General features: G+C 61.0%; 7 protein-coding genes. 5 read left to right on the forward strand and 2 right to left on the reverse strand.

The window, feature by feature from the left end:
- Positions 1–94: 94 nt before the first annotated feature.
- Complete coding sequence (locus BST40_RS17115; RefSeq protein ID WP_241780260.1) at positions 95–3,073, forward strand: MMPL family transporter; 2,979 nt, start codon at positions 95–97, stop codon at positions 3,071–3,073.
- Between the two features lie 374 nt (positions 3,074–3,447).
- Here BST40_RS17115 and BST40_RS17120 read toward each other — a convergent pair whose 3' ends face one another.
- Both BST40_RS17120 and BST40_RS33290 read right to left on the reverse strand, forming a co-directional pair.
- Positions 3,448–4,719, reverse strand: a complete 1,272-nt coding sequence (locus BST40_RS17120) for an Rv1453 family transcriptional regulator (protein WP_075547456.1) — start codon at positions 4,717–4,719, stop codon at positions 3,448–3,450.
- Positions 4,720–5,406: 687 nt separating this feature from the next.
- Positions 5,407–6,009, reverse strand: coding sequence for an MbtH family NRPS accessory protein (locus BST40_RS33290; protein ID WP_116526603.1), 603 nt, complete (start codon positions 6,007–6,009; stop codon positions 5,407–5,409).
- 953 nt (positions 6,010–6,962) lie between these two features.
- Between BST40_RS33290 and BST40_RS17125 the strand changes: the two genes are divergently transcribed.
- From BST40_RS17125 to BST40_RS17140, 4 genes are all read left to right on the forward strand, one after another.
- Entirely contained in the window at positions 6,963–8,582 is a 1,620-nt protein-coding gene (locus BST40_RS17125) for a sugar porter family MFS transporter (protein WP_083154896.1), read from the forward strand.
- Between the two features lie 106 nt (positions 8,583–8,688).
- Positions 8,689–9,048, forward strand: a complete 360-nt coding sequence (locus BST40_RS17130) for an FAD-binding oxidoreductase (RefSeq protein ID WP_131808304.1) — start codon at positions 8,689–8,691, stop codon at positions 9,046–9,048.
- A complete protein-coding gene (locus BST40_RS17135; RefSeq protein ID WP_075547459.1) occupies positions 9,036–10,094 on the forward strand; it encodes a glucose 1-dehydrogenase in 1,059 nt (352 codons plus the stop codon). The genes BST40_RS17130 and BST40_RS17135 overlap by 13 nt, the downstream gene beginning before the upstream one ends.
- A gap of 520 nt (positions 10,095–10,614) precedes the next feature.
- The gene (locus BST40_RS17140) at positions 10,615–12,180 is read left to right on the forward strand and encodes an adenylate/guanylate cyclase domain-containing protein (RefSeq protein WP_240316511.1); all 1,566 of its coding nucleotides are present in this window, start codon (positions 10,615–10,617) and stop codon (positions 12,178–12,180) included.
- The last annotated feature ends 298 nt before the right edge of the window (positions 12,181–12,478 follow it).

The raw sequence follows: 12,478 nt of genomic DNA on the forward strand, positions 1-12,478 counted from the left end.
CGTTGACGCTGTCCTGACACACGGCGAGAGCCAGTTCTTCGGAACCGTAGCGGGTTTCGCCGCCAGACACGCCTGGCTGGTTATCGGATGTTGGGTGTTGTTGCTGGGAGTGTTGAATCTTTCGATACCGCAACTGGAAGTGACGGTTGCCGAGGACTCCGCGCCGTTCATGCCGGCCCATCTCCGCGCAGCGCAAACGCTTCAGGATATGTCGGCCGATTTCGGCGTCCCACAATCATCAGCCATTGGCAGCATCGTGGTCGTCGACGAAGCGGGTCTGAACGAGGCGGACAAGACGTTCGCCGGTCGGCTGATCGAGGCGCTGCGGGCTGACAAGGACGATGTCGCTTATGTCCTCGATACTTTCTCCAACGCGAACCTACGCGATATCTCCATTAGTCCTGACGGCAAGGCGATCAACCTGTTCGTAGCCAGCACGGGCAAGGTTGGTTCGGCCAAGGCTAAGGCAAACATCGTCGACGTTCGCAGGATGGTGGCATCGCTACCGAAACCTCCTGGCGTACATGTCTATTACACCGGTTTTGCGCCAACACTGGCGGACCTGTTCGACGAGATTGACCGATCACTTCTGGTTATCACCGCGGTATCGATCGTGTTGATCGGGGTGCTGCTGCTGGTGGTGTATCGGTCGGTGGTGTTGGCAACGATCCCGTTATTGACGGTCGGGGTTTCGCTGGGCGTGGCTCGCCCCATCGTCTCGGTGCTCGGTCTAACGGGCAGCATGACGGTCTCCAATTTCACCATCGCCTTGATGACCGCGATGGTACTTGGTGTCGGTACGGACTATGCCATCTTCATCCTCGCGAGCTATCACGAAGGCCGGAGAGGCAAACTCCCCGTGACCCACGCGATAACCCGTTCCGGGCGGAGGATTTCGGGAATTCTGATCGCCTCCGCCGTCACGATCGCGGTCGCCTTTTCGGCGATGGTACTCACCAAGATCGGCTTGTTCCGAGCGGCGGGTCCACCCGTTGCCATCGCTGTGGCGATCACGCTCGCAGTATCGATCAGCTTGCCTTACGCTCTGCTGTCGATCGCGGGCCGACGCGGCTATGCAGAGCCGCGTGCTATCAACGAGTTTCGTTGGCGTCGCATCGGCGCTCGAATCGTCCGACGCTCCGGCTGGCTCACGGCTACATCGCTGGTTGTGCTGATATCGCTCGCCTTGGTGTTGGCGACGATCAAGATCAACTTCGACGAGAACTCGATGCAACTTCGGGAAACCGAAAGCCGCATCGGATATGAAAAGGTCGCTGCGCATTGGGGTCATAATGAAGCCGCGCCGGAGTTCGTGGTCATACGATCAGATCACGATATGCGGGACACAGACGATCTGGCTGCACTCGAGGTGGTCGCTACAAACATCGCCCGACTTCCCGACGTGGCCTTCGTACGATCGATTACCCGGCCGCTCGGAACGCCTTCCCAGCAGACCGCGATCGGCTATCAGGTCGGTCTGGTCAGCGATCGGCTTGGTGATGCTTCGCGGCGCATCGGCCAATCGGCCCCCGATCTCGATCGGCTTGGGCAGGGGGTAATGCAGTTGCTCAACGGTGCTGAGTCAGCAAAGAGCCAGTTACCGCAATTGGTCTCGGGGGTAGCGGAGGTTTCGCGGATGGCTCGCAGCATGCTGAACAGTTATGGTGCCGCCAGCTCTGCCCTGGCCACGATGACGGATGGCCGCATGGCGGTGCCCGCAGCAATCGGCGATTTGAATTCGTCGCTGCATCTGTTGGATCTGGTCTTGGATGGGTTGAGTAAGGATGATCTGGCTGTGGCGGCCATCGGTTCAGCGAACGCGGCTCTGGGCCCGATGCTGACGCCTCAGCCGACCCCGGAGTGCACCGGCAACCCGCTGTGCATGCGCGGGCGCGCCGACCTGGCGGATCTGAACGAGCTGACGAATGGCGCCGTGGGCCGAGCTCTGACCATCTTGCAAGCGGCGGCTGCGGTGCCACGCGAGGCTATCGAGAAGGTCCGGGCCTCATTGCCATTGCTCAAGACTATGTTGGGACAGCTGCAGTCGATGGCGGCGCAAGTTGGCGGTGAATCGCCGGCTGAGCTCAGCGCACGGCTAACCGCGCTATCGCAGGGCGCTGAACGGCTATCCGGCGGAATGGCCCAGCTGGTCACGGGACTGGATCAGGTCAAGACCGGGGTGGACATGGTGAGCAGCCTCACCGGTCAGCTCGGGGCAGGTTTGAAGGACGCCTCCGACTACCTCGGCGGCCTCAGCATGCATACGTCAGCCGGCAGCGGGAATGGCTTTTATCTTCCCCCGCAGGGGTTTACCGACGCTGCATTCAATGCAGGAGAGAACCTGCTGTTCTCGGCCGACGGGAAGGTCGCCCGAATGGTGGTGGTATGGAAGACGAACCCTTACGGCTCTCAGGCGCGCGACACGGCAAGGATTTTGGCGTACACGGCACAGCACGCCGCCGTCGGGACCCCGCTGCAACATGCCCGGTTCGCTACAACGGGTATCGCCTCCATATCGGCCGACATGGGTGATCAAGTGTGGCATGACTTCGCGGTCTTTGGATTCGCAGCGATCGTGGGGGTGCTGCTGGTGCTGATGGTCCTGCTGCGAAGCATCCTCGCCCCGGTCCTGCTGGTGGCCATGGTGACGTTGTCATTCACATCCGCAGCGGGACTGAGCGTGTTGGTGTGGCAGCACATCATTGGGATCGATCTCGACTTCTCCGTACTACCCGTGGCGTTCATGGCACTGATCGCGGTCTGTGCCGACTACAGCATGCTTTTCGCTTCACGGATTCGGGAAGAGTCTCGAGAGGGGATGATACGCGGGATCATTCGCGGATTTGGGAAGACCGGCAGTGTAATCACCACAGCAGGCATAGTGTTCGCACTCACCATGTTCGCGCTCATGAGCGGCAGTGTCATCCAGCTGGTACAGATCGGGTTTACAATCGGTGCTGGCCTTCTGATCGATATCTGCGTCGTCCGCTCCGTGCTGGCTCCGGCCACGATGGCCCTCATCGGTAATCGGATCTGGTGGCCCGGCAGCGCTGAACCGACGCCGCTGGAATAAGACGGCGCATACCCGCCGCTCCCACGGTGAGCCAGTGTGTCCTGATTGCCGATCGCCGGTCGTTTCCGACCGGCGTTGGTACTCTTGCCGGCTGTGTGGGCACCGACGATGTTGCCGGGCAGTGGTTTTGGAGCGCTGGAGCCCTGGTAGTTGGGTACGGGATGTGGGGGATGTGCGCATTGTCAGTGCAAGGTCATCACGTCACCGGCCCCAATCGTTACCGCCGGACTTCGATCCGACAATGTATGGCCGACCGGGCACGCGGTGATCCGCACGCTTCGGCTATCTCATTGTGGTCCCGCTTGAGCTCACCGCCCCGGCGTGCGAGCGCCCGAATCCCGTCGCAGTCGCGCGAAATCAGCGGTCGCGCCGCATCACCGCGGGCTAGTGTGGTTGCCGTACCACTCCAGCGCCTCGAGGGCCACGGCCACATGGACGTAGGACTGGGGAAGGGGACGGGGGAGCATGCGTGCGGCTGCCTCGAGTCGCCGTAACAGTGTATTGCGGTGGCTGTAGAGCAGCTTGGCGGCGCGGGACACGTTGCATTGTTGGCGAATGTAAGTCAGGAGAGTCGCGCGCAGCTCGGGACTAGCTGAGGCGAAGTCGCCTAGCGTACTGGTGATGAAATCGTCTGCTGCAGCGGCATCCTGAGTGATCAGATTGACGAGCTGAATGTCGGCGAAGAGTGCGATTCGCCGGGGTGACTGCAGGCGCGTCACCATTCGCTGCGTGGCCAGCGCGTCAAGATGGCTGCGGCGGAAGCCTTCGATCCCGGGTGCATTGGGACCGATGGCAATACGGGCTCCCGGACAGGTGGTCAGCGCTTTTTCGATGGCGTCGACATCAACGTCAACCGCGTCGGCCACCCATATCCAGCGGGTGGCAGCGGTGGCGGTCACGGTAAGCGCCCGGGTTGAACCGAGAGCGTAACCGACCGCAACGGCGGCTCCGTCGAGGAAGATGTGGTCGCCCTCGAAATCGTCGCTCCACAGAATGGCAGCGGTGTGTGGCTGATCCAGTGAGTAGCCTAATCGCGCTTCAGCATGCTCCTGACCAATCGCCGCGCCATCAAGTATGAACTCGATGATCTCACGGCGTTCAGCATGGGTGCCGCAGGCCAACTCGTTCTGCTCCAGTTTCAACTGTGCGGCGATACCCGCGAGGGTAGCACTGATGAAGTCACTGATCGACGACGATGAGACGACGAGAACTTCACGCAGCTCGTCCGGGTCGGCGGTGAGGCCGAACACGATCTCGATCCAGTGCCGCCACGCGACATCCTGCCCGACCCGGTAGATCTCGAGTGCGGTCGAATCGAGTCCGCGGCGCACCAAGTCTCGAGCAAGGGCAAGTGGCTCGGGCCCGAGGTTGGCTGCAACGGGTGCACCCGGATCACGTACGTTTGCCGCCGCCCAATGCAACAGGTTTGCGCGGCTCGCACGCCGAACGGCCGTCGCAAGGACCGGGTCTTCGGCGATGATTGCATTATTGCCGAGGGTCGCTTTGTCGAGGCTATCAAGCCACTCCTGGTTGGGATCGAGGGCGATTCGCGCACCCGCACGGATCAATTCGCGCGTCCGTGCGGATGGCCAGTCTTGCGGCGCCGAGTCGGCGGTATAGGGCTGATTGCGTGTGAGCTGGGACATTCATGTTCTCCTGCAAAGCTTTTAGCGAGGACCGAGTCGGTCTATGCTCGACGCCCACGTGAAGGCGACGAATCAACTGCGATTGGTTGGGCACCGAAACCAATTGGCACGTGGCATCGTTACGCTGCGGACGGTGCGGCCAGGCAACATCGAGCCGGGCGGTGGATCGGTCGTCGCGAAGTTGGCGCTCCTGGGACCGATGCAGCCGCTGTCCAATGGAGCCCATCCGCGCCCACCATCGATGCGACAGCGGGCCCCAAGGTTTGCGACATGCCCTTACATCCTCATCGCGAAGAATCCACGTTGGCTGGGCCGGCGCAACTCGCGATATTCGCGACCGGCCCCGGTTGAAAATCGCTGCCCGGCAAGCACTCGGCTAGGGATGTTGCCGCAGAAGCCTTGTGGGCGAAAGCATCATTGGGGCAGCACCTCATCGTATCCAACCCGCCTGAACCATTGTGCACCAGTTGGGGATACCCCGGTATCGTACGGATGGTGGACCGCGCGGGGCGAAATGCTTCCCCCAGTCGCGGGAATCGCTTGTACGCCGAATGGGGGACAGCATGGTATCGACGCAACCGCAATGGGTCGCGGTCGGGCGATACGGCCGCAGGCCCACTGGATACTTGGCGTTGCGCTTGCGTTTCAGTGCTGATGGTGGTCTCGGCCCGGTGGCGGTGCGCACTGTCAACGCTCGGATCGAAAGATGTTATCCGCGTGGCGTACTGATTCGCAGTTCGGCGATGCTGCGGCAATCTTATTTGTAGTGCCTTCGGCGCGAATATCGGTCCAGCTCTTGTAGTGGCTCTCCGGAATGCATCGGGAGGATCCGGACCGGAGACTGCCTGGCCAGGATGCGGCGACATCGGCGAAAGTTGACCACAGCCAGTACTGCTTCCTGCGGTTGACCAATGACGAGAATGCAGCACCCTCGTTGTCAAAAGGATTGACACACATGTTGTTACCCCTAGCATGATGGCGTCGCCGCATGAACCGGTATCGGTATTGCACCGCCGGCCCGTAGCGCAGATTGCCCCCGGAGGGCTGTCTGAACATCGTCGACGTCGCCCCGTTGATGATTAGAGCGAAATTATGACCGCAACGGGGCTCATCCCCACGAACAATCGCGAGGGCCAACAGCTGCTGCCTCGGTGCGAGATTCAAATCGGAATGAGCTGAACGGTTTATCGATCCGACCGGCGCGACGTTGAGCTTGTAGATCCACCTTGACAGTCGTGTGACGCTACCCAGCAGAAAGATCCGTTGGTGATGCACCGTGAGGTGGTGCATTGTGGCGAATAGTCAACTCATTGCGCGGCATTTTGTACTTGTCGCTTCCGCTGTGGCGGATCCTGGTCGCAGTTTGACCCGTTTCGAACCACTGATTGGGATGCCTTGCCCCTGGTAACTTCGGCGCCGCCGGCCATGATTGTCCATGGATCGTGGTTGCGGTGCAGTTCCGCACGAGGATGCTGATCCACAAAGTTACTGCGGCGGGCTTGGTCGGTGTCTGGCGGGCGTCGGTCCGTTAAAAGGAGGAATGCGCGTGACATTGCCAGTGGTGCCTGAACGCTCGGCGCAGCCAGCGCGCGCGTGGCAGCACTGACCGCTCGGCTGGCTGCCTCACATGATTCGAGAGTCGGCTGGATGCGCTACCTTCGGCCACAGCTCGAGATAGTCGCGCTGATCCTCGTAACCAGCAGTTTCTCAGACCGCAAGCCGGGCTCAGCTAACTCACTTTCGGCGGGCGGATGGACACAGGTGAGCACGGTGGGCCCAAGCTTGCGTTGACCGCTGGGGCCGGCGCGACCGAATTCCCGACGGCGGTCGCGGAAAGACCACCGATATCAGGAGTTACGGCGCCGAATAACAATTACGGGTGCCACTCGAGGGCTTGCAGCCCGCCCTCATCCTGGCGCGCGTTATATGTCCAGTCGTTTTACATCGCAACCACTGATCAAAAATATCAGATCGGCGTCCAAAGATTTTACACGGCTCTGCGTGCAACCTAAACACCAGGTCACGCCGTATAAGGACAGGCTACAACGTCGAAATTCAGTCAAGTCCGAACTAAATCGGCTGGTTGATCAAACCAATCAGGGGAACCCAAAATCGGGCGATCGGGGGATATATCGAATTCGGGCGACCAAGGTAACCTGGGAGCAGAAACGTGGCCGGGCGTAGTCCGATGGCGCGCCAGACAATTGAGAAGGAAATTTCGGCTTGTCCGACCGGTGCATGAGATGAATGACATTAAGGAAGTCGGTTACGAACCGGCTGGAGGTGCTTGTCTGCCCAATCCGCACGGTGGTCGGCAGGGGGGCGTCTCCGGGTTGCGGGGCATTGACGCGGCCGAGCGAGCTTGGCGACTGCGGATTCGGACGCGGCGACACGGCCCGCCGCTTCCCGGCCAGCGATGCGCTCCGGGCCGCCGCGAGCGTCTGGCCCACCATTGCCGGCAGTCGGCCGAGGCCGGACTTCCCGCCGCGTCTGGCGGGTTGGGTCGGCGTCTTTTCCTTATCGGTGGATCCGCGGGGACCCTCTTCGGATACTCCATCGCGGTCAGCAACGACGCCATCGGGCCAATCCGGCAGCAATACTCACTGTCCGGATTAGCCGTCGGAACGGTTGTCAGCAGCCTGATCGCCGGCGCTTTGGTCGGGTGCCTCATCGCCGGTGGCGCCGTCGAACGCAACGGTCACCGGCTCGTTCTCGGGGTCGCTGGGGTCGTCGCAGCGTTCGGTTCGGTCATAGCAGCAACAGCGAACGGCACCCCGATGATAGTGATTGGACGATTCATTCTCGGTGTCGCAGTGGGCGTAACAACTGCGGTCACGCCCGGCTACATTGGGGAACTAGCTAACGTTGACAAGCGGGGGCCGATGATGGCCGCCTACCAATTCTCCATCGCCAGCGGCTTTCTGTTGGCGTTCACGGTGGGCGCCCTGCTTAGCTTTGGTGGCCACGAGTGGCGAATCATGTTTCTTGCCAACGCAATACCGGCAACCGTGCAAACCGTGACGATGACCAGAGTTCCATCCAGCCCGTACTCGCTAGTTGCCCGTGGCCGACTACACCAGGCGCGCGACGTCCTGATGGCGATTCGCCGTCGCGACGAGGTCGCCGCCGAGTTGCGCAGCATCATTGCTGCGCATCGAGAACGGGACCGGCCCGCCTCAGTCATCGGCGATCCGTCACTGTTTCGGCCCATCATGCTAGCCATGGGGGCGTCGTTGATGGATGTGCTCGTTGGCATCTGCGCTGTTGTCTACTACTCCACTGCGGTGTTCGCCATGGCTGGCATTGGTGGCCATGCTGGCGCCGAAGTTGCTTCATTTTCAGTTGGATTGATTGACGTCGTCTTTACCGTGATAGCGGTGAGCCTGATCAACAGGCATGGCCGGCGCCCGCTACTTACGGTTGGGCTGACGGGAATGATTCTGGCGCTCACCGCGACAAGCTTCGGGCTGCGGTCACCGTCCGCGGTATCCGGTGCGATAACGATCGCCGCAATGCTTGCCTTTACGGCTTGCCATGCGTTCTCAGCCGGACCAATTGGGTGGCTACTGGTAGCCGAAGTGCTGCCTACCCGCATCAGGTCTCGTGGGAGCGCAGTCGCAATCGCGCTCAACTGGCTAGCCAACTTGGTAGTAGCCCTGCTGTTTCCGATTCTGGTGGGCAGTCCCGGCCAACCATCGCGTGCCGCGATCGGATTTTTGATCTTCGCTGGAATCTCCCTTGGGTTTCTGGTATTCGTCCGCGTCTGCGTCCCGGAAACCAAGGGTCTGACCCTCGCCGAAGTGGAAGCGAGGCTGACCGGTCGCAACATCAATGTGAGGCACGATGATCCGCACGCAGATTGACGATGCCCCGTCCGCAATGAGTTGGGTGAAGGCCGGTCCCATCGCCCCTGGTTCAGAGCTCCGCCACCGGACCGGCCCAATCCGGGAACCGCAAGAGATTGTGGAGATGGCGTCAGAGGTGCCAGCGGCGGGCGGCGGTAACTCGGGTAACAGGACGGCGGTTACCGCCGGTGATCTCGTCTTGTTCGACCGGTTGCCTGCGGTGCTGGCGATTGATCCGCTGCGGATGAGCGGATATGTCAATGCCGGCAAGCGATACGGCGAACCGACGTCGAAGTTGTACCGCAGTAGCTTGGCCGTCGAGAAGCTCAGCTCGACGACATACATCTCGGTGGCCGACGCATTCTTCAGCGGAGTGCATGAACCAGGAAACCGTGATGAATTGCTGTCCGGCGCGGTCACCTCCGTTGCGGCGGTGCACAGTTCGGTTACAGCGGAGAAGGGGGAATTGCGATGCAATCTCTGACGATAGAGCCGGGCCGCAAGGGATCAATGCAAGTGGTCGATCTGCCCGAGCCCATCGCGGCTGCCGAAGAACTCTTGGTCGACGGGTTGGCGCTGGGTGTCTGCGGCACAGACAAGGAACTTGCCGCCGGCGATATCGGATTGCCCCCGAGTGGGTCATCGTGGATGGTGCTCGGTCATGAATCGCTCGGCCGGGTGCGGCAGGCGCCGCCAGGCAGTAGCTTCTCGGCCGGTGATCTGGTGGTGGGTGTGGTACGTCGGCCCGATCCGGTGCCCTGTGGGGCATGCGCCCGCGCCGAATTCGACAACTGCCGCAACGGCCGCTACACGGAACGCGGCATCAAGGAACTACACGGCTACGGCAGCCAAACGTGGTGCGTTGAAGAAAAATACGCGGTGCGGCTGGACCCGGCACTGAAGCATGTTGGTGTCTTGACTGAGCCCACGTCGGTCGTAGTCAAGGCGTGGGAGCAGATAGACCGGATCGGTGCTCGGGGCTGGTTCGAGCCGGAGCGAGTGTTGGTCACCGGCGCCGGGCCGATCGGATTGCTGGCCGCCTTGACGGCTACCCAGCGGGGCCTGGAAACCCATGTGGTGGATCGGGTGACCAGCGGCCCCAAGCCCGAAGCGGTGCGGGCGCTGGGCGCCACTTATTACCACGACGACGTCGAGTCTGTCGCGAAGAAGATTCGTCCGGACGTGGTAATCGAGGCCACCGGGGTAGGCGCCGTGGTTGTCGATGCGATCCGCAATACCAACTTTTACGCAATCACCTGCCTACTCGGCCTGCTGTCTAGCGGGCACCACGTCGACGTCGACGCCGGCACCCTGAACCGAGACATTGTGCTGAAAAACGACGTGGTCGTCGGGTCGGTCAACTCCAACATGCGTCACTTTCGAGGGGCTGCTGACGTTCTGGCCCGTGCTGATGAAGCTTGGCTGCAACGGCTGATCACCCGCCGCATTCCGCTTGCAAGGGCCGGCGAGGCCTTCGAACACCGCGAGGCAGATATCAAGGTGGTCATCGATCTCGACGAGGCCGGATGATCAGTCCTTGGTACCAGTTGGTTTCTGCGAGCCCTACCGATACCAATACGGGGTATACCGACTATGAATCACGGGCTGTCGTGAGAGGCGGTACCAGTTCCACGGTTCATTGAAGTCGGTTCGGTGGCAGTTAGTTTAGTTCATTGCTGAAATCAGCCGCGCGCATTGCGCCCATGTGAGATACACCATTACGGGGTATATGACAAGCCGCGGTACGGTATTAGCACGGCAGCTGGAAGGGGGGCTGCTCGGCCACCGCATCACGCATGGACGCACCGGTAGCGAGGTCGCGCCGACTCGGTTGCCACGCAACGGCGGGATTGGGGAAACGTGATGAAGCAGCGATGATTGGAGCAACGAGCTTGAAGACACGGCGACGCGCAGACCAGATTTCGGACTCACGGTGTTTGTCTGCCGACCGTGAGCCGGCGGCCAGGGAATTCCAAATTGATGTCAGCCGTCACGGGGTTAATTTGGATGTTTTTGGCGCCCAGCGGTATCGATGGAATGGGCGTGCATCATGACCGCCAGAATGTGGTTCCACAATGTCTTCGTGCCGCGGGACAACAAGCCCATCACCCGGCCGGTGTTACTCGGTGTCGTCACGATGGCCAATCTTATGGGTATCGGTGTGGTGTTGCTGCTGGTGACCGTCGCGATCCCAGCACCCAATGTGTTCGATCCGCACGTTGTGTGGATTTCGGAAGAGGTTGTCCCACTTTATGTTGCCGCTTCGATTGGGCTGGGCTGGGTTTGGGTTACCAAACGCATCCTTGACCAACTGCGTTGGAAGAACGACGACCGGCCGTTGACGGCCAAAGATCAACGCAACGCCTTCCTGGCGCCATGGCGGTTGGCGTTGGTTCCGATGGTGCTGTGGACGATCGGTGCCGTCTTGTTCGCGCTGCTCTACGGAAGTGTGAGCCCAGGTTATATCCCAAAGTTTGTCTTTGGCTTTAGCTTCAGCGGAATCGTATTGTCGGTGAGCTGCTACTTTTTTGCCGAGTTGATGCTTCGGCCCGCGGCTGCGGTCGCCCTTGAAGCGGGACGCCCAGCGCGGCGTCTTTCCCCTGGTGTGATGGGTCGGGCCACAGCATCGTGGTTGTTTGGTTCCGGTGTTCCATTGATCGCCATCATCTTGGCGGTGGCGTTCGCGCTGCTGGAAAGAAACATGAACGTCACCGAGCTCGGCGCTGCAGTGCTATTGCTGACGATGACAGCCTTTGTCTTCGGTTTGGCGTCGAACCTCATCGCTGCATGGCTCACCGCAACGTCGGTGCGAGATGTGCATTCTGCATTGCAACGCGTGGAGGCCGGCGACCTCGAATGCCAGCTTGAGGTGTTCGACGGAACGGAACTCGGCGAGCTGCAGCGCGGGTTCAATGCAATGGTCGAGGGCCTTCGGCAACGCGAGCGCATCCGTGATCTGTTCGGCCGCCATGTGGGACGCGACGTGGCGGCTGCTGCCGAAGGACAACAGATCGAACTCGGTGGTGAAGAGCGCTATGTGGCGGTACTTTTCGTGGATATCATCGGCTCCACCCGTTTGGTAACGGCCCGGCCGGCGGCCGAGGTCGTCCGACTGCTCAACTGTTTTTTCGCCGTCATTGTGGAGGAAGTCGGCCGCCGCCACGGCCTGATAAACAAGTTCCAGGGCGACGGTACCTTGGTGGTCTTTGGCGCACCGGCGGGTGTCTGTTCACCGGAAACCGACGCGCTGGCCACCGCACGAGCCATTGCACACCGACTCGCCGCCGAAGTACCCGAATGCCAGGCCGGTATCGGCGTGGCCGCCGGAATAGTCCTGGCGGGCAACGTAGGTGCCTACGAACGATTCGAATACACCGTCATCGGCGAGCCAGTCAACATCGCTGCCCGCCTGTGTGAATTGGCAAAAACTGAGCCGCACGGCATCCTGGCTTCAGCCCACATTGTGCAGGCCAGTGAGCCCTACGAACAGACAATGTGGGATCTGGGCAGGCAGGTAGTGCTGCGCGGCCACGGCAAGCGGACCAGATTGGCCAGGCCAAGGCGGGCGCCGCACGACCGGGTCGCAGCGCTATGTGCCGGGACAAACCGAAAATGATCGGATCGTCTTGGTCATCAGTCAATCCGCTGTGCGGCAGCGCTAGCTGAAATTGTCGAGCATCGCCGCAACGGGCTCTCACTTCGAAGGTCTGGCAAACCTGACCAGGCTTCACCATGATGGCAGAAATCGTGAAGAGCCAGGCAATTTTGCTTCGTTAGTCGCCGCGCGATCATAGTGCGCCAAAGGGTGGCACCGACGTTGGGTGTCGGGCATTTAACGGCTCTTCACAATCGAGGGTGTAGTTGGGGTCTGAATCCACCGGTTTCCAGTAGCGATCTGGCAATGTAGTTGGTGA

Origin of the sequence: Mycobacterium persicum, from assembly GCF_002086675.1 — a bacterium.
GTDB lineage: Bacteria > Actinomycetota > Actinomycetes > Mycobacteriales > Mycobacteriaceae > Mycobacterium > Mycobacterium persicum.